At 62.5% G+C, this 18,737-nt stretch carries 14 protein-coding genes, 2 pseudogenes and 1 riboswitch; of the genes and pseudogenes, 10 read left to right on the top strand and 6 right to left on the bottom strand.

The genetic code is table 11. The features are described 5' to 3' along the window. Window positions 1-21 precede the first annotated feature (21 nt). Window positions 22-1,218: an Mrp/NBP35 family ATP-binding protein gene (locus tag GYM67_RS05875; protein WP_220236040.1), complete on the top strand. Its 1,197-nt coding sequence runs from the start codon at window positions 22-24 to the stop codon at window positions 1,216-1,218. A gap of 97 nt (window positions 1,219-1,315) precedes the next feature. On the opposite strand, the gene GYM67_RS05870 is transcribed toward GYM67_RS05875, so the two are convergent. The 5 genes from GYM67_RS05870 to GYM67_RS05850 all read right to left on the bottom strand — a co-directional run bounded on the left by GYM67_RS05870 (window position 1,316) and on the right by GYM67_RS05850 (window position 7,478). Then, window positions 1,316-2,662, bottom strand: coding sequence for an MFS transporter (locus tag GYM67_RS05870; RefSeq protein ID WP_220236039.1), 1,347 nt, complete (start codon window positions 2,660-2,662; stop codon window positions 1,316-1,318). Between the two features lie 202 nt (window positions 2,663-2,864). Next, complete coding sequence (gene glnA, locus GYM67_RS05865; RefSeq protein WP_220236038.1) at window positions 2,865-4,301, bottom strand: type I glutamate--ammonia ligase; 1,437 nt, start codon at window positions 4,299-4,301, stop codon at window positions 2,865-2,867. A gap of 139 nt (window positions 4,302-4,440) precedes the next feature. Continuing rightward, complete coding sequence (locus GYM67_RS05860) at window positions 4,441-5,175, bottom strand: DUF4191 domain-containing protein (protein ID WP_220236037.1); 735 nt, start codon at window positions 5,173-5,175, stop codon at window positions 4,441-4,443. A gap of 48 nt (window positions 5,176-5,223) precedes the next feature. After that, a complete protein-coding gene (locus GYM67_RS05855) occupies window positions 5,224-6,711 on the bottom strand; it encodes a dihydrolipoyl dehydrogenase family protein (RefSeq protein WP_220236036.1) in 1,488 nt (495 codons plus the stop codon). Window positions 6,712-6,851: 140 nt separating this feature from the next. Continuing rightward, entirely contained in the window at window positions 6,852-7,478 is a 627-nt protein-coding gene (locus tag GYM67_RS05850; RefSeq protein ID WP_220236035.1) for a DUF3043 domain-containing protein, read from the bottom strand. Window positions 7,479-7,544: 66 nt separating this feature from the next. On the opposite strand from GYM67_RS05850, the gene GYM67_RS05845 reads away from it, so the two are divergent. From GYM67_RS05845 to GYM67_RS09410, 5 genes and pseudogenes are all read left to right on the top strand, one after another. Continuing rightward, window positions 7,545-8,921 carry a dipeptidase gene (locus tag GYM67_RS05845; protein ID WP_220237432.1) on the top strand — a complete coding sequence of 459 codons (1,377 nt, stop codon included), beginning with the start codon at window positions 7,545-7,547 and terminating at the stop codon, window positions 8,919-8,921. A gap of 3 nt (window positions 8,922-8,924) precedes the next feature. Then, window positions 8,925-9,040: riboswitch (TPP riboswitch) on the top strand. Between the two features lie 49 nt (window positions 9,041-9,089). After that, window positions 9,090-9,764 carry an ECF transporter S component gene (locus GYM67_RS05840; protein ID WP_258561454.1) on the top strand — a complete coding sequence of 225 codons (675 nt, stop codon included), beginning with the start codon at window positions 9,090-9,092 and terminating at the stop codon, window positions 9,762-9,764. Window positions 9,765-9,774: 10 nt separating this feature from the next. Next, a pseudogene (locus GYM67_RS09420) lies at window positions 9,775-10,335 on the top strand (energy-coupling factor ABC transporter ATP-binding protein); the annotation flags it as partial. After that, window positions 10,309-11,232: pseudogene (locus tag GYM67_RS09510) on the top strand (ATP-binding cassette domain-containing protein); the annotation flags it as partial. The pseudogenes GYM67_RS09420 and GYM67_RS09510, both read left to right, overlap by 27 nt. Window positions 11,233-11,274: 42 nt before the next feature. Beyond that, window positions 11,275-12,267 (top strand): energy-coupling factor transporter transmembrane component T family protein, encoded by a 993-nt coding sequence (locus GYM67_RS09410; protein WP_396020006.1) that lies wholly within the window; start codon window positions 11,275-11,277, stop codon window positions 12,265-12,267. A 110-nt stretch (window positions 12,268-12,377) separates the two neighbouring features. Here GYM67_RS09410 and GYM67_RS05830 read toward each other — a convergent pair whose 3' ends face one another. After that, window positions 12,378-12,998 carry a superoxide dismutase gene (locus GYM67_RS05830; RefSeq protein ID WP_220236033.1) on the bottom strand — a complete coding sequence of 207 codons (621 nt, stop codon included), beginning with the start codon at window positions 12,996-12,998 and terminating at the stop codon, window positions 12,378-12,380. 221 nt (window positions 12,999-13,219) lie between these two features. Between GYM67_RS05830 and GYM67_RS05825 the strand changes: the two genes are divergently transcribed. The 4 genes from GYM67_RS05825 to GYM67_RS05810 all read left to right on the top strand — a co-directional run bounded on the left by GYM67_RS05825 (window position 13,220) and on the right by GYM67_RS05810 (window position 18,516). Then, a complete protein-coding gene (locus GYM67_RS05825) occupies window positions 13,220-14,137 on the top strand; it encodes a TrmH family RNA methyltransferase (RefSeq protein ID WP_220236032.1) in 918 nt (305 codons plus the stop codon). 69 nt (window positions 14,138-14,206) lie between these two features. Then, window positions 14,207-15,274 carry a phenylalanine--tRNA ligase subunit alpha gene (gene pheS / locus GYM67_RS05820; RefSeq protein WP_220236031.1) on the top strand — a complete coding sequence of 356 codons (1,068 nt, stop codon included), beginning with the start codon at window positions 14,207-14,209 and terminating at the stop codon, window positions 15,272-15,274. Between the two features lie 7 nt (window positions 15,275-15,281). Next, complete coding sequence (gene pheT, locus GYM67_RS05815; protein WP_220236030.1) at window positions 15,282-17,888, top strand: phenylalanine--tRNA ligase subunit beta; 2,607 nt, start codon at window positions 15,282-15,284, stop codon at window positions 17,886-17,888. A gap of 25 nt (window positions 17,889-17,913) precedes the next feature. After that, entirely contained in the window at window positions 17,914-18,516 is a 603-nt protein-coding gene (locus GYM67_RS05810) for a DUF4190 domain-containing protein (protein ID WP_220236029.1), read from the top strand. The last annotated feature ends 221 nt before the right edge of the window (window positions 18,517-18,737 follow it).

Below are 18,737 nucleotides of genomic sequence, written 5' to 3'. Positions count from 1 at the left end.
TGGGCGCGATATGGTGACGGCATGGAACAAGCAGAGCATGGCAAGGAAGGGACCCAGAATCTAGAGGAACTGCCTCGAAGAATCAAGGGGGAGGTCTATGAGCGGCTCAGTCGGGTCATCGATCCGGAACTGGGCCGATCCATTACTGATCTGGGCATGATCACCGACATCATTGTCGAGCCAGCCAGGGATGCCCAAGCCGACTACGAGGTGACCGTGCGGGTGGAGCTGACCATCAAGGGATGCCCGTTGTCGACCACTATTACCAACCAGATCAATGGAACCGTGACCTCATATCCGCGAGCCCGGCTGCGCCCGCATATCGATGTCTCCTCGATGAGCCGGGAGAAGCTGGGCAACCTGGTAGCCGACCTCAAGGCGGCCCGGCGCAGCAATCCCTTTTCCAAGCCTGGCGTGGGCACCCGCATCTTTGCCATCGCCTCGGGCAAGGGCGGCGTGGGCAAGTCCTCGGTGACCGTCAATCTTGCTGCCACCTTGGCTGCCCTGGGCTATGACACGGCCGCTATTGACGCGGACATCTACGGATTCTCCCTGCCTGGGCTCTTCGGCGTGCGCAATCGGCCTACCAATCTGCATGGCATGTTGATGCCGGTCACCGCCTGGGGGGTCAAGCTGATCTCCATCGGCATGTTCGCCGGGTCGGACCGGGCCATCCTCTGGAGGGGTCCGCGCCTGCAGCGCTCGCTGGAACAGTTCCTCTCTGATGTCTGGTGGGGCGACCCCGATGTGCTTCTGCTGGATCTAGCCCCAGGCACCGGAGACATGGCCCTGTCCGTGGCCCAGGCCCTGCCCAACAGCCGGCTGATCGTGGTCACCACCCCCCAGCCATCGGCCTCGCAGGTGGCTGTTCGCTCAGGTCTGGTGGCCCTGCAGCTGCCCACTAAAGTCCAGGGTGTGATCGAAAACATGTCCTGGTACGAGCACAATGGCGAACGGCTTCGCATCTTCGGTCAGGGAGGCGGCCAGCGTGTGGCCGACCAGCTGACCCGTGACCTGGGATATCAGGTGCCCCTGCTGGAGCAGCTGCCCCTGCAGACCGACCTGCGCGAGTCTGGAGAGTCCGGTCGACCGGCTGTACTCAGACCGGATGGATCCCTGGATGACTCTCCGCTGACCAAACGGTTTGTGGACCTGGCCAAGACCTTGATGGCGGGTTCGGAGCCTGGCGATGCCCGTCGGGCTGCCGGCGAAGACTGACTTTAAATGAGGACTGGCAACTGCGGATCTGCCTTCTTGGACGCCTTTCGAATCTGCCCCTTTCGAAGTTTTGCCCGGCGTCGTGCCTTGCCTGAGATTAGATGGCGGCCGGGCTCTTCTGGCTGGTGATCTGCCGCGATGGGATGGCCAGGAACCAGGGCACTGCCAGCACGACCAGGCCAATGGCACACATGGCCAGGAAGGGGATGACCTCATGTCCGGCCAGGATGTAGGAGGCGAACATGGGTCCTACGATGTAGCCCAGGGAGGCAGCTGTGTTGAGCAGGCCGAACATGCGTCCGCTAAATGATGGTCCGGCTAGCTCGGCGGCCACCACCGGCTGGGAGATGCCCATCATGACCTCGCCCAGTCCGAAAATGGTGATGCCCAGGGAGGCTATGCTCAGGGCGCCGGGGGTGGAATCCAGGCGCAGGCCAAGGACGATGATCACCCAGGCTGCAGCCCAGAAGACCGGCACGGTGCGCAGCAGGCGCACGTGGTTGGCGTTCTTGAGCCGGGGCAGCAGCACGATATTCATGATGACCACTGAGAAAGTGTTGACCACGTCCACCACTGAAAGGGACCAGCGGGGGATGTGCGGATCCGAAATCAGGGTGGTGACCAGACCGGCGTCAAACTGAGAGTAGCCGAAAAGGTCCATGAAGAAGGTGCCTAGGGTCAGCAGGGCCATGGAGGCCAGCACCCTGGTCAGTGAGCTAGTTCGCCCTCCGAAGGTGCCGTTGATGGCCATGCTTTCTTTGTTGTCCGGCTGCTTAGCCTGCAGAGCGCCCGTGGCCCCTGCGGATTCCTGGACGGCCTCCCGCTCTGCCTTGGCCTTGAGTTCAGCCGTCAGCCGACGCAGCCGCCAGTGGCGTTCGATGACCAGCAGGGACAGGCTGAGCAGGACGAATCCCAGAGCCCTGCCGCCGAAGCCAATGCGGTAAAGGAAGTCCTGGCCGCCGGCGGCCAGCAGTCCGCCCACGGCCGCTCCAAGGCCGATGCCCAGGTTGAGCTCGGCCTGGTTTATTCCGTAGACGATCCGGTGTTGCTCCCGGGTGGAGATCTGCGTCAGAATGCTTGCCCAGGAGGTCTGCATACCCATCCCCAGGCCCGAGACGAAGGCTCCCGCCACTGCTGCCCGGTAGTTGTGGGCCACGGTGAAGATCAGGGGGCCGATGACCGAAAAGATCATGGCCGTATGCATGGCCAGCCAGGAGGAGCGGCGATCAGAGACCCATCCGATGATGGGATTGGAAATAAGGGATCCCACCGAGCTGATAGTTACCAGGAGGGCGGCCTCGCTCATGGTGGCGCCCAAGGAATGGGTGGCAAAGAGCAGCTCGATGGGCATGACCAGGCCGATGCCGAAGTTGCACATGAGGTCCACGATGAGCATGGCTCGCAGATATACGGGCAACTCCATGAACTCACGCAGCCAGCGCATCGGTCTACACCTCCATCGGATCCGTTTTTCATACCTGCCTTTCATTCTGGCCTGACCGCTGCCGGAAGGCCGGGGCTGGCGTGTTGCCATCGATTGGCGGATGCCGATGGTCGTGATAATACAAACAGGCCTGGCCTTTCAGCAGGAAGGATCAGGCCCTATGCGACCTGGCTGGTCAGCCAGCCTTAGTCGGCATGAGAACTCAGATGTGGAAGTAGAGCTCGTACTCCAGAGGGGTGGGGGCCAGACGGGTCTGGTCCAACTCGCCGCGCTTCAAGTCCAGCCAGGTCTGGATAAGGTCGTCGGTGAAGACATCGCCCTCGCTGAGGAAGTCATGGTCCTCCTCCAAGGCATTCAGCGCCTCCTCCAGGGAGCCGGGCACCTGCTTGATCTGGGCGTGCTCCTCCGGAGGCAGCTCATAGAGGTCCTTGTCGATCGGGGCCGGAGGCTCGGTGTGGTTGAGGATGCCGTCCAGTCCTGCCATCAACTGGGCCGAGAAGGCCAGGAAGGGGTTGCAGGAGGGGTCGGGGGCGCGGAACTCGATCCGCTTGGCAGCCGGCGAGGTGCCGGCCAGAGGGATGCGGATGGCCGCCGAACGGTTCCGCGCCGAGTAGACCAGGTTGACCGGGGCCTCGTAGCCGGGCACCAGCCGCTTGTAGGAGTTGGTGGAGGGGTTGGTGAAGGCCAGAACGGACGAGGCATGCTCGATCAGGCCGCCCACGTACCAGCGGGCGATGTCGGAGAGTCCGCCATAGCCATTCTCGTCATAGAAGAGGGGCTTGCCATCCTTCCAGAGGGACTGATGGCAGTGCATGCCAGTCCCGTTGTCACCGGCGATGGGCTTGGGCATGAAGGTGGCCGCCTTGCCGGCCAGGGCAGCGGTTTCGTGAACCACGTACTTGTACTTCATCAGGTCGTCGCCAGCGTGCAGCAGGGTGTTGAAGCGATAGTTGATCTCCTGCTGGCCGGCGCCGCCCACCTCGTGATGGGAGCGCTCCAGGATCAGGCCCACCTTCTGCAGGTTGGCCACCATGTCGTCGCGCAGGTCCTGGTAGTGATCGATGGGTGGCACGGGGAAGTAGCCCCTCTTGACCCGGTTCTTGAAACCGATGTTGTCGGAGCCGTCTTCCTCGACATCCACGCCCGAGTTCCAAGGGGCCTCGATGGAGTCGACCTCGTAGAAGGAGCGCTGCATGCTGTTCTCGAAGCGGACCTTGTCGAAGATGAAGAACTCAGCCTCAGGAGCAAAGGATGCCGTGTCGGCGATGCCGGTGGAGCGAAGATAGGCCTCAGCCTTGGAGGCGATCTGCCGGGGGTCGCGCGAGTATGGTTCGTCGGTCACCGGGTCCACGATGGAGAAAGCCACGTTCAAAGTGCGGTGGCGGCGGAATGGATCCAGATAGGCTGTTTCAGGGTCTGGAATCAGCTTCATATCGGATTCGTTGATGGCTTGGAATCCTTGGACGGAGGAGCCGTCGAAGGCCATGCCGTCAGTGAAAGCGTCTTTCAGGAATTCACTGGCGGGCACGGTGAAGTGCTGTTGTACCCCGATCAGGTCCGTGAACCTGACTGAGACATATTCCACGCCCTCCTGGTTGATCAGAGCTTCGCAATCGGCCTTTGATTTCAGTTCTTTCACTGAACTGCTCCTTTCCTGAAAACCATAACATCCAGTCTAGGGGACCGGTTTTTCGGCAATGCGCCGTTGAGGTTACAGGGGTGTTTCATGCGAAGGTCCCAGCGCCTCCTTGGAGGAGATGCCGGGACCTTCGCAACAGTCAGCGCCCACGCATGGCCTTGCGGCTGACGCGTATCTTGGTCGGATCGATGCCCTTGGGCATCCCCAGTGCATTCTGCCGCTTTTGCAGGGTGACCAGCCTGTCGTTCAGGGTCTCCAGCTCGGTGGCGGTCAGCTTGATCTTCTTTTTGACCACGGTGCGCTGGAGCTTGTTCAGCGGAACCTGGTCGGGGCCGTGACCCACGCTGATCCGGTAGATCGGGATGGCGGACCCGCGGGTGATGCGGCGGATCTTCTCCTCCTCGCGGTTCATGGCCTTGTTGACGCGGTTGTAGTCGCCCTCGGCTATCAGATAGACCCCGGTGCGGCCGGTGCCCCTCCAGACGGCATCCTTGGTCTTGGCATCAATCCAGACGGGTTCCTGGGGGAAGGAGAAGCCTGCCTTGGAGATGCTGCTCAGCACGGCGGCGGCAGCGCCAGGACGGCCCTCCATCTTAGCGTAGCCTACCCGGTCAGAGCGCCTTGTCAGGGTCATGGTGGCCAGAAGCAGGCCGACCATGATGCCCAGGAGCACGGTAAGAATCCAGGACAGCCAGCCAAAGTGAACCAGCAGACAGATCACCACTGCTATCAGTGTGGGCACCAGAATGGCCGCGGCCAGCAGCCAGGGAAGGGCCTTGTCCTCTTCGTAAGTGAATCGGTAGATCTTGACGATCTGGCTGATCGTGCTGGTCTTCTTTTTTGCTTTTTTGCCCTTGGTGTCCTCTGTAGCCATGCCATCCTCACTTGGAAACGTTCGCTGGTTGACCAGTCTACCGCATGCCTACAGCATATTCAGAGGTCTGCCATCAGCCTTAAGCAGGGCCTCTCCAATGGCTTCGGAGAACGTGGGATGTGGGTGAATAAGCCCGGCCGCCCGGTGCAAGGGGATCTGGTTGCCCACCAGCTGCTGGGCTTCAGCGATGTTCTCGGATGCCTGGGGGGAGACCACCTCCAGACCGACCACCATCTGCTTCTCCAGATCAGTGGCTTGGCAGGCCGTGATCAGGCTGAGGGTGCCCTGCAGGCCGCTCATGCGCATGCGCGAGTTGGCCATCATGGGGTAGATGGTCTCCTTGACCTGGTTCAGCGATGGATCCTCCTCGGCCTCCTGGCGGCTGAAGCCCACAGCTGCTGCCTGGGGGGAGGAGAAGACCACGCGGGGAATGGTGGCCTCGTTGACGGGTTCAGGATCCAGGCCAGAGGCGGCATCGGCCAGGGTTATGCCCTGCTGGAAGGCCCTGTGGGCCAGATGGTGACCTGGGGTGATGTCACCCAGGGCCCAGACACGGTCACGGCTGGTGCGCCCCTGGGAGTCAGTCAGAACCTGGCCATGCTCGTCCAGGTCGATGCCCAGCTCTTTCATATGCTTGGGGCTGGTATTGGGATCTCTGCCGATGGCCACCAGTACCAGATCGGTCTCGATCGCTCCCGCATGGCCCTTGTCGTCGGACGGCTGGTAGTCGACCTGAATGCCCCCGTCTGCGGGCAGACGGTGCCCTCCCGAGCAGCGGGCATGGGTGATGATCTGAATCCCCTGACGCTCCAGCTCCCGGGTCATGATCTGGCCTGTTCGCCGACCCCAGTGGGAGAGCACCCGGTCATGTCTGATCATCAGGGTCACCTGGCAGCCGGCTTGGTTCCAGATAGTGGCGAATTCCAGGGCCACCGCACCTGAACCGATAATCAGCGCCCGGTGGGGGAAGGGCTTGAGTGCTAGAGCCCGGTCGGTGTCGATGACAAGATCATCGAAGGGGAGTTCTTCCAGGGCTCTGGCATGAGACCCAGTGGCCAGGATCGTGTCGCAGGTAGTCAGGCGGGTTCGATTGCCGTCAGCAGCGGCCACCTCCACCAGGCCGTCACCGACAATGGTGCCGTGGCCGTGCACCACGGTGATGCCACGCTGCTTGAGCAGGTTTGACAGACCGCCGGTCATGGCATCGACCATCCGGTCCTGATAGTCCTGAAGCTTCTGATAATCGATGTTGGCCGACTCGATATTGATCCCCATGGCTGCCCCAAGGCTAGCCTGTTCCAGAACCTGGGTGGCTGTCAGCAGGGCCTTGGTAGGGATGCATCCGCGGTTCAGGCAGACGCCGCCAACGACAGGGTCCTGCTCAACCAAGGCCACACGTCCGCCCAGCTCTGCCGTGCGAAGGGCCGTGGCATAGCCGCCTGGGCCGGATCCGATGATGATGGTGTCGTACTGGCGGCTGTCGGCATCCCATGGGTCAAGAGACTTTGTAGCGGGTTGGTTGATCGATTGCTGCATAACAATACATGCTAGCCGTACCGGCTGGGAGAATGAAGACGATTGGCATAATGCGGAGTGAATACGGAGACCGCCCGGAACCCTAGGGGCACCGGGCGGGTTAACCGACCCGCCGGCCGGCGTGCAAGGACGATTGCTCGTCAGTCGGGCCAGTGCCCCCGCTTGCTCTGTTTAGGCTTGGGAACCCGCCAGCGCCGGACCATCATGGCCCGTTGCCAGGCGTAGGAGGCCGATCGTGAACCCTTGGCCACCGAGCGTTCGCCGAACTTGCCGATCAGCAGGCCCTTGAGCTTGCGCCACATCAGCCAGGTGTCGATCAGGGCCACGATCAGGTAGCCATAGAGAAGGACGGTCACCACCATGGTGAAGGCAGCATAATGCTGCGGACCCACGAACATGCCCATCAGGGTGGCCACGAACATAAGAATGATGGCCGGGAAGATCCATTCCAGCAGATTGAAGCGGGCATCCACATAGTCGCGGATGTAGATTCTCCAAGGCAGGCGCTCCGATTTGGGCATGTGGTTGATATCGCCGGTCCTCATGGCCTCGTACTGAGCATCCTCACGGGCTCGGATCCGGGCCTTGGCAGCCTTGCGCGAGGCCTTGCGGTCCTTGGGGACCAGCGGGCGCAGGTTCCTGGCCTCGGCCTGCTTGCGCTTGGGTGTAGGGCGTCCCTTGCCCCGTACCTCTTCAGCGGAGGCCGTCTGGTCCACCTCCGCCTCTTTGTCCCGTCGATCCTTGCGTGAGAAGGGGTTCCATGTCATGCGAACAGGTTACGGTGACGCCTAGACTCGCAAGCACTGATTCACAAGCAATTATAGGAGGTAATGATGGCGGAACTGGGCCTGGAGACGATCCGTACCCGTGTGCAAGACGATAGGAGCCGGATCGTCGATCTGCTCAAGGGCAAGATCGCTTTGGCTTCGGTTTCGGCCAAGGGAATCACCGGGGATCACATGCGGCGCTCGGCCGACTATGTGGCCGGACAGCTTAGGCAGGTGGGTGTGGATGCCCGCGTAGTTCAGGCCACCAACCCTGACGGGACTCCGGGCGCCTTTGAGGTCATCGGATCCCGGCAGGTGGACGATAAGGCTCCGACCGTCCTGCTCTACGCCCATCATGATGTGCAGCCGGTGCCCGATTCCTCCCAGTGGTCCACTGACCCCTTTACCGGCGTGGAAAAGGAGGGGCGGCTCTACGGACGCGGATCAGCCGACGACGGCGGTGGCATTGCCATCCACTCGGGTGCTCTGCATGCCTTGGACAAGGACCTGCGCGTCAATGTCAAGGTCTTCATCGAGGGGGAGGAGGAGATGGGCTCGCGCAGCTTTATTCCGTTCCTCCAGGCTCATCGGGATGACTTCGCCTCGGATCTGATCATCGTGGCCGATTCGGGCAACTGGTCGGCAGACACTCCAAGCCTGACCACATCTCTGCGGGGGAATGCAGACCTGGATGTCACGGTCACAGTTCTGGAGCATCCAGTCCACTCCGGGCAGTTCGGCGGGCCTATCCTAGATGCCAATACCCTGGCTGCCATGCTGATTGCCTCCATGTATGACGACCAGGGTCAGCTGGCGGTGCCCGGCCTGGAGGGCGGACAGCCCATCGGCGGTCTGCAGCGTGACCTGGACCAGGCCCAGCTGCGTGCGGATGCCGGTGTTGTGGACTCCTACCGACTGGCCGGAACCGACTCCCTGGCCTCCAGGCTCTGGACCAAGCCGGCGGCGGCGGTGATCGGCTTCGATGCCCATCCAGTAAAAGGCTCCTTCAACGTGTTGGCCGACAAGACCCGCTTCCGCATTTCGCTGCGTACCGCGCCCACCCAGCGGCCTGAGCAGGCCGCGCAGGCCCTGGCCGATTTTTTGATTGCTCATGCCCCTCATGGGGCCAGGGTAGAGGTCGCCCCCAGCGACATGGGCATGGGATGGGCCATGGATGCCGACAGCCCGGTGGTTCGGCAGGCTGAGGAGTCCATGCGGCAGGCCTTCGGGCGTGACCCGGTCAACAAGGGCGAGGGCGGATCCATCCCCTTCATCCCCGAGCTCAAGCGGCTCTTCCCTGAGGCCCAGGTCCTGGTGACCGGCCCTGAGGATCCCCAGTCCAACGCGCACAGTCCGAACGAGTCCATTTCCCTGCAGGGGCTGGTCGACAACATCATCACCGAGGCCCTCCTGCTGGATTCCCTTGACCATCGTATGTTCTAGAATGCCAAGTGACACGGGGGCCGTATGCTCAAGGGCGTGCGGCTGAGAGGAGGCTCAGCCTCAACCGGACGAACGTTTACCGGGTAATGCCGGCGCACGGATGTCACTGGACCCGTGCCTGAACGGGATGGCGCTCATAGGGGGCGCCCCGAGGAAAGGCACAAGATCATGACTGATGGTCATTTCATGAACAATACTGTTTCCGGACCGGAGCCGGAGTCTGACAGGACTCCCTCCCAAGTCAGGATCCCCTCCAGACGGTGGAGGGTGGTGGATATCGCTGTTGCCTCGGTCATCGGGGTGGCTTCCGCCGTCATCTACTGGGTGGTCGCCATGGTGACTACCATTCCCTGGTCCTTCCTGGACGGGGTTGTGCCTGGTCTGGGCGGTATTCTCAACGGCCTCTACCTATTCGCCGGGCCCTTGGCATCGGTCATCGTACGCAAGCCAGGTGCAGCCGTCTATGCCGAGCTGGTCGCCGCCATCCTGGAGTCGCTGCTGGGCAGCCTTTGGGTGCCTGTGGAGACCATACTGATCGGTCTGCTTCAGGGCTTCATGGCTGAGCTGGTCTTCATGCTGCTGCGTTACCGGCGTTGGAACATGTCCACGGTGGCACTGTCGGGCGCTGCCGCTGGTTTCGGCTGCTGGCTGTACTCCTTCTGCACGCACCTGCAGGCCATCAACCTGACCGGCCCCTATGGGGTGATTTATCTGATAGCCACCCTGATTTCCGGCGCGCTGATCGCCGGAGTGCTGGTCTGGTACCTCTACAAGGCCATCGCCGCAACCGGGGCCCTGGACCGCTTCGCCTCCGGCCGCGATATCCGCACGGCCGGGAAGTAGAGGTCCGGGCGTGGACCAGAGCATCCAGGACAATCCCTACCGACCAGCAGCTTTGGAACTGCGCGGCTGGGGTTATCGGCATGCCTACCGGAACCACTTCGCCGTCAGGGATCTGTCCCTGAGCATTCCTGCAGGTCAGCGCGTGCTGCTGCTGGGAGCTTCCGGCATTGGCAAATCGACCATCCTCGAGGGTGTGGCCGGGTTGCTGGGCGATCATGTCCCGCAGAGCGGCCAGGACCAGGTTGAGGACGATGAGGGCGGAGTGACCCAGGGCCAGGTCCTGATTGACGGCAATCCCGCTGTCTCCAGCCGGGGGCGTGTGGGCCTGGTCCTGCAGGATCCGGATGCTCAGGCCATCTTTCAGCGGCTGGGCGACAATGTGGCCTTCGGACCTGAGAACATGGGGCTGCCCCGCGAGGAGATTTGGCCACGGGTGCGAAAGGCCATGGCCGAGGTGGGTTTGGCTGACATGCAGCTGACCCGGTCCACCATGCATCTGAGCGGAGGGCAGATGCAGCGTCTGGCCCTGGCGGGTGCTCTGGCCATGCAGCCTGGGCTGCTCCTGTTAGACGAGCCCACGGCCAACCTGGATCCGGTCGGTGTCGAGCAGATTGTCGATGCCGTCAGGAGGGTCCTGGACCGGCAAGGCTCCACCATGGTTCTGGTCGAGCACCGGGCAGGGCCTTGGATGGATATGATCGACCGGATCATCGTGCTTGGGCTGGGCGAAGTTGAAGACAATACCGTCGGATCGGGTGCTGCGGTCTATCGCAAGACTGTGATCATGGCAGACGGCAGCCCCCAGGAGGTCTTCACTGATCCTGCGCTGGACCTGGCCTCCCTGGGCATCTGGGTTCCCAAAGCCCACAGGAGCGCCAGGGATTCGCTCCCCGAACTTGGACGGGCCCGGACCCGGTCAGGGCAATCTGGCCCCGGCCAGGATGGCCATCCCGTCCTACTGACCGCCCAGGATCTGGCGGTGGGCCGTCAGGGGAAGGCAGTGGCCGAGCATATCGATCTGGAATTCAGGGCCGGACAGATCACCGCTCTGGTCGGGGCCAACGGGGCCGGCAAGTCCACGCTGGCCATGACCCTGGCTGGCCTGCTGAAGCCGGCGGCCGGTTCGGTCCTTGCCCAGGATCGCCTGCTTCGGGGACCCCAGGGGCAGATGCCTGCTGAGCCCGAGCCCATTCGATGGACCTCATCCCAGCTGGCGGCGCGTATCGCCTATGTTTTTCAGAATCCCGAACATCAGTTCGCCCGGGGCACGGTACTGGATGAGGTCAAACTGGCCCCCCTCCGCACCGGCATGAGCGAGGACGGGGCCAAGGCCCGCGCCCAGGAACTGTTGGGCCGATTCAGGCTGAGGCAGTACGCGCGTGCCAACCCTTACACGCTCTCGGGCGGCGAAAAGCGGCGGCTCACTGTGGCCTCAGCCCTTGCCGCTGCACCCCAGGTGCTGATTCTTGACGAGCCCACCTTCGGTCAGGACAGGAACACCTGGGTCAGCATGGCTCAGCTGATTGCAGACATGCGCGACCAGGGAGCCTGCATCATCCTAGTCACCCACGACCGGGAACTGGTTCAGGCCCTGGATGCCCGCCTTGTGGAGATGATGCCTCCGGGAGCCCAGAAGGCCGTCTGGCCTGCAGTGGGGTCATCGCAGACTTATCAGAAGACCATTGCAGCCAAGTTGACCGTCACGCCCATGGATCATCGGGACGAACCGGTCAAGCCGGCCAGCCGGTCGCCATACATAGCCTCCATCAATCCTGCCTTCCGTCTGATGGGGGCCTTTCTGGCGGCTCTGCCCCTGCTGATCAGCTTGGACCCGGTCTCGGCCACGACGGCCCTGATCCTGGAGTTCCTGCTGCTGGGTACTGCAGGCTTCACGCCCCTGCGTGTGGTCAGATCCACCTGGCCCATCTTCCTGGGGGCGCCAGGTTCGGCCCTGGCGATCATCCTCTATGGCAAGAGCGGCGGCGCCACCTTCTGGCAGTGGGGGATGATCCACATTACCCAGCGCTCGCTTGACTTGGCCCTGGCCACTGCTCTGCGAATCCTGGCCATCGGGATCCCCGCCATCATCACCGTACTGGGAATAGACGCCACCGACCTGGCAGATGCCTTTAGCCAGGTGCTCCACTTGCCCGATCGCTTCGTCTACGGGGGGCTGGCCGGCATGCGGCTCTTCACTGTTCTCAAAGATGATTGGTCGGCTCTGACCGCCTCGCGCCGCAGCCGTGGACTGGGCGATGAGAACCGCTTCAAGGCCTTTATGCCACAAGCCTTCGCACTGCTGGTCCTGTCCATCAGGCGTTCGACGACCTTGGCCACGGCCATGGAGGCCAGGGGCTTCGGCGGCAGCACACCACGCACCCATGCCCGGGTCTCCCAGGTCAGACCATGTGATGTGGGCTTCCTGCTCATCTGCTTGGCTGTGCCTGCCATTTCCTTGACCGTGGCTGCGCTGACCGGCTCCATTGCCTTCTTCGGCAACTGACCATCAGGGTTTTTACGCAGCAGACCCAGATATGGAGGGACCCCGGGTCCTTCCACCTCCCGCAGAGAGGAAAGGAACGGGGTCCGCCTGTGGTTGGAAGCGCTGGCCTCTTACCTGGCCAGTGTTGTGTTGATGTTGCGCACCTCGTCGAAGCGCTTGGAGGCGTCCTCCCAATTGACGATGTGCCACCAAGCCTTGACGTAGCTGGCCCGGTCGTTCAGGTACTCCAAATAGTAGGCGTGCTCCCAGAGGTCCAGCAGGACCAACGGGAAGATGGTGACGGGCAGGTTGCCCTGGTGGTCGTACATCTGCAGGGTGACCAGGCGCTCGCCCAGGGTATCCCAGGCCAGGACGGCCCAGCCGGAGCCCTGGATGCCTGCGCACATGGACTCGAAGTAGGTCTGGAAGCCCTGGAAGGACCCGAACTGGTCCTCGATGGCGGCCTTGAGCTCGCCAGTGGGCTCCTGGCCATCTGCCGGGGCCATGTTCTTCCAGAAGATGGAGTGGTTCTTGTGTCCGGCCAGGTTGAAGGCCAGGTTCTTCTCCAGCAGGTTGGACTGAGCAACGTCGCCGGACTCGGCCGCGTCGTGGATCTGCTCCAGGGCCTTGTTGGCACCGTTCACATAAGCCTGATGGTGCTTGTCATGGTGCAGCTCCATGATCTTGCCGGACACGTACGGCTCCAGCGCCGAGTAGTCGTAGGGCAGATCGGGAAGTGTGTATACGGGCATATCGTCTCCTCACAATGATTCTGGCCAAGCCAGATGGGCGATGGTCGGTCTGCGCCATACCAACGACGGACGCGGCCGACCGGACCGGTTCTTTCACCCTAGCCCCTTGTCCGGCGAGCACAAGGGGTAAGGGCTTTTCTTTCAGTGAACTTTCCCACAGACATAGGCCCATCAGGCTCCGACTGCCGTGCTTTCGACTGGCCAGGGCTAGAGTTGTGCCCATGCCCTTTGATGACTCCTTTCTTGACAATCCCCGTACCCAACGAATTCGCCGCTTGGCTGAACTGCAGGATCGACGTGCCCGGCAGCGTCATAGCCGCTTCCTGATAGAGGGGCCGCAGAGCGTGCGCGAGGCGATCCGCTGGCGTCCCGACCTGCTGACTGATCTCTATATTCAGGCGGATGAGTCCTCTGCAGCTCAGGGCGGTCATCCGCGGCCGCTCAACGAGACCGTAGGCGCCATCCTGGAGCAGGCCAGGGAGCTGCCCGACTGCTACGGACACTTCGTCTCCGCTCGGGTCATGCGTGCCATTAGCGGCAATACCCAGGGAATTCTGGCCCAGGCGCGCACGGACGGATTTCTGGTCCAGCCGACGGACCTTGACAATTCCCTGAGCCGGACGGGGGAGGGGCCCGACCTGGTGGCAGCCTTCTGGCAGATTCGTGATCCAGGCAACGCTGGAACCGTCATCCGCACCGCCGATGCTGCCGGTTGCAGGGCGGTCATCCTTGTGGACCAGTGCGTAGAAACTACCAATCCCAAGGTCATTCGATCCACAGCCGGATCGGCCTTTCACATACCCCTGATGACCATGGGCACCGATGACTTCCTGGCCCTGTGCAGACGGCAGGGCCGGGCCATGGTGGCGGCCGATGTCTATGGCACACCGGACAAACCTGTCCGCTCCCTCACTGAATTGATGGCGGGCGGCACCATGGCCAAGTCAGACTCGGCGGGTCAGCCCATGGCCCTGCTCTTCGGGAATGAGGCGCGCGGGTTGCCCAATGAGCTGCTGCAGGCCATGGATCAGATCGTCCGCATCCCTATATATGGGCGGGCTGAATCGCTCAATCTGGCTACCTCGGCGGCGGTGCTGCTCTATGCCATGGCCATGTCGAGTCGTATTGAAAGAATGTGAAGGCGTCAACGACCGGGATTTCCGCTGATTTGCGGCCCGGACACGGCATTGGCAACAGTGGAAAGGTCCATGGTGGCACAGGTAGAATTCGACCCCGCGGCGATGACCGACGAGGTCAACGAGGGCATCGGCAGGATTCGCGAGGCCTCCGATCTGGAGGGGCTTCAGGCGATTAAGGCCAGGTATGCGGGGACAGGTTCAGCCCTGGCCGGGGCCGGCCGGCTCATCGGATCCCTGCCGGCAGGTCAGAAGAAAACCGCTGGCCGCCTGGTGGGCAAGCTCAAGGCTGATTTCGGCCGTGCCTACGGGCTCAAGGAGAGGCAGCTGCGCCAGGAGGAGGAGTCCCGCCGCCTGGCTGCCGAGCAGGTGGATATGACCCTGCCGGTCAACCGCCGTCCCCAGGGCGCTCGGCATCCACTGTCCAAGCTCATGGAGGATGTAGAGGATTTCTTCGTCTCCATGGGTTGGAGCATCGCCCAGGGTCCCGAGCTGGAAGCCGAGTGGTACAACTTCGATGCCCTCAACTTCGGCCCGGACCATCCTGCCCGTCAGATGCAGGACACCTTCTACGTCCAGGGCAGCCAGGCCAGGGATGCCGCCGGTTTCGTCGGGTCCAACATGGTCATGCGCACCCATACCTCACCCGATCAGGCCCGCTCTTTGATAACCCGTGGTGTGCCGCTCTACGTGGCCTGCACGGGCAGGGTCTTTCGCACCGACGATCTGGATGCCACCCACACCCCGGTTTTCCACCAGTGTGAGGCCATCGCCGTCGACGAGCATTTGACCATGGCCGACCTCAAGGGGACCCTGGACAAGCTCGCTGTGGCCATGTTCGGTCCCGAGGCCCGGACCAGACTGCGGCCCTCATACTTCCCCTTCACCGAGCCCAGCGCCGAGATGGACCTCTGGTTCCCAGACAAGAAGGGTGGCCCCGGATGGATCGAATGGGGAGGCTGCGGCATGGTCAACCCCAACGTTCTGAGGTCGGCCGGCTTGGACCCGCAGCGCTACTCAGGCTTCGCCTTCGGTGTGGGCATGGAGCGTACCCTGCTCCTGCGTCACGACATCAATGACATGCACGACCTGGTCGAAGGCGACGTGCGGTTCAGCCAGCAGTTCGAGATGGGGGAGTGACCGTCAGATGCCAATGGTAGATATCGACTGGCTCAAGGAGCATGTGCAGGTCCCTGAGGATCTGACCTATGAACAGCTGGCCAAGGACCTGGTCCGGGTCGGTCTGGAGGAAGAGGACATCCACCAGTCTACGGTGACCGGCCCCATCGTGGTCGGCTATGTGGTGGATGCCGAGCCTGAGCCTCAGAAGAACGGCAAGACCATCAACTGGTGCCATGTGGATGTAGGCGAGCAGTACAACGCCGTGGATGAACATGGTCGCAAGGTGCCCCGGGGCATCGTCTGCGGGGCACCCAACATGGCTGCGGGCGAGAAGGTGGTGGTGACCCTGCCGGGGGCTGTCCTGCCTGGAGACTTCCACATCGAACCGCGCAAGACCTATGGCCATATCTCTGACGGCATGTGCGCTTCAGAGCGCGAGCTGGGGCTGGGTTCGGACCATCAGGGCATCATCCTGCTGCGAAACTACGGGTTCACCCCCGAGCAGTACGAGCAGCTCAAGCCAGGGGACGATGCCATGGCCCTATTGCATATGAACAGGCCTGTCCTGGAAATTAATATCACCCCCGACCGGGGCTACGCCTTCTCCTACCGGGGAGTTGCCCGGGAATACCACCACTCTACGGGCGCTGAGTACACGGATCCGGTGATCGAGCTTAACAAGACCGTGCCGGCCCCCGCAGCCCAGGAGGATCAGGCTCCACTGGCCGTGCATATTGAGGATGACAACCCCATTCATGGTCAGCCCGGTTGCGACCGGTATTATCTGCGGGCCCTGACCGGATGCGACCCCAAGGCGGCGACTCCCAGTTGGATGCGCCGTCGGCTGGTTCGAGCCGGCATGCGTTCCATCAGCTTGCCGGTGGACATCACCAACTACGTCATGTTGGATCTGGGCCAGCCTCTGCACGCCTACGACCTGGATAAGCTCAGTGGGCCCATCGTCGTCCGCAGGGCCAGGCAGGGTGAGCACCTGACCACTCTGGATGGCAAGGACCGCGAGCTCAGCATCGAAGATCTGCTCATCACCGACTCGCCCGAGGGACAAGAAGGATCCCGCATCCTGGGATTGGCCGGAGTCATGGGCGGTCTATATGGGGAGGTGACGGATAAGACACGGAACATCCTGATCGAGTCCGCCCACTTCGACCAAGTGACCATTGCCCGAACCGCCCGTCGCCACAAGCTGCCTTCGGAGGCCTCCAAGCGCTTTGAGCGCGGGGTTGATCCGCAGATGCAGCCGGCCGCTGCAGCCATGGCTGCCGACCTGTTGCATCGCCTTGCCGGTGGCCGGGATCTGGATGCTCCGCTGGATATGGACCAGACCAAGCCCATGCCGGTCATCGACTTTGCCGTCAGCGAGGTGGCTCGTCTGACCGGTCTGGAGGTGGAGCCCCAACGCATCGTGGCCATTCTGCGCGACATTGGCTGCACGGTCCAGGGCGATCCTCAAGACCGGCTGTCGGTGACTCCGCCAACCTGGAGGCCCGACCTGGGCGAGAGCTGCGATCTGGTCGAGGAAGTCGCCCGCTTGGTGGGCTACGACCGCATCCCTGTCACCGTGCCATCACCCAAGGTGTCCGGGGCGGTTGGCCTGACCGATCGCCAGCAGCGTCGCCGTTGGGTGGCCGACACCCTGGCCGAATATGGGCTGACCGAGGTTCTGGACTACCCGTTCGTCGGCGACAATGATTTCAAGGCCTTCGGCATGGACCTTGACGGGGCCCATGTCAACAGCGTGGAGCTGGCCAACCCCATGGCCGCTGACAGGCCCTATCTAAGGCAGAGCCTGCTGCTGCCGCTGGCCAACACCGTGGAGCGCAACCTGCGACGCGGCAACACGGATGTGCGCCTCTTCGAGATCGGCTATGTCTTCCGCCGCGACCCCGAGGCTCCTGCGGTGCCCACCCTTCCGGGCGGCGTTCGGCCCAGCGACGAGGATCTGGCCCGCCTGGACCAGGGTCTGCCGGAACAGCGGTTGCATGTGGCGGCCCTGCTGACCGGCCGTGCCCAGGAGGACGGCTGGCTCAAGGACAGCAGGGATGTGGACTGGACAGATGCAGTCGAATCGGCTCGTCGGGTCCTGGACAGGCTGGGGGCACATTATCGGCTGGATCAGCCCCCGGCCGGGCAGGTACCCGACCAGTGGCATCCGGGACGTACCGCCAGGCTGGTCCTTAACGACGGCTCGCTTGTTGGCATGGTGGGTGAGCTGCATCCTCGGGTCGATCAGGCTCTGGGCTTCCCTGTCCACTCGGCCGCCTTCGAGCTGAGTCTGGACATGGTGCTGGACCATCTGGATTACACTCCCCTGCAGGCCAAGCCGGTCTCGACCTTCCCGCCGGTCCGTCAGGATCTGGCTTTCACCGTGCCGGACACGGTCTCGGCCGCCGACCTGACTTCCGCCATCAGAGAAGCGGCTGGGTCTAGTCTTGAATCCATCGAGCTGTTCGACGTTTTCACTGGAGATCAGATCGGTGAGCATGCAAAATCGCTGGCTTTCGCAGTCACTTTCCGCGCCCCGGACCGTACTTTGACGTCCGAGGACAGCGAATCCCTGCGCCAGGCCATCGTTGACAAGACTGCGGGTCTGGGCGCCGTACTGCGCGCCTGACCCGGCATCAAGGGGACCGAGGGATATGACGGATTCTCAAGGACAGGACACAGCCGGTGGACCTGAACGCCAGGATCATGAAGGGGGCGACCAGCCCTTGTACGGCGCGCGCGCCGATCGTTATCCAGGATGGAATCCGTATATATACGGTCGCCCAGACCCTGAGCCCAAGGCCAAGGAATCAGATTCGTTCCGAGGCAACCCCGCCAACAGACCTATGGTAGGGCAGCAGGCCCCCGGACGCAGCAGGAATCCTGGGAGTTCTCAGGCCCGTCCCGGCACGCCAGGATGGCCTGCCCAGGGTATGCCCGATTTGAACGATCCCTCCCAAAATCCGGTCTACGGCCACTGGGATCCCTGCGCCATCATTGCCTTCTTCATGGCGCTGTTCCTCCCCATGCCTGTGATTCCAGCTCTGCTCGGCGGCATTTCCATGTATCGGACGCGTCGCCTGCATATGAAGGGCTATGGGCTGGCCATGGCTGCCCTGATCATCAATCTGCTCTTCACCCTGGCCTGGATCTGGCTGTTGGCCAACGGCATTTCCCTGAATGACTTCTACCAGCAGATGATGCCGTCGCCCTCAACGGGTGGCGGCGGCTCTGGCGGAGACGGCGTCAGCGCCTGAACTCTCAAGGTGCGGGTGTCGCCAGTGTCAGCAGATGTTTCGGCACTTGTGCAGGTTCATGACCTGCGGGCTATGAGCAAGAAGCTGTGAAAGAGCGCCAGGAAGGACCTGGTGGTTATAGGCCTGGCGGTACCATTGGTTGAAGTGGTGATGCCACTTCTTGGAAGTAAGCATTGGCGTCAATGAGTATTCATGCCTGCCAGTGGGGAGAGATTCATTCG

It is taken from the genome of Bifidobacterium asteroides (genome assembly GCF_019469425.1).
In the GTDB taxonomy this organism is placed as follows: Bacteria; Actinomycetota; Actinomycetes; order Actinomycetales; family Bifidobacteriaceae; genus Bombiscardovia; species Bombiscardovia asteroides_I.
This window is presented reverse-complemented; position numbering and strand designations above follow the sequence as displayed.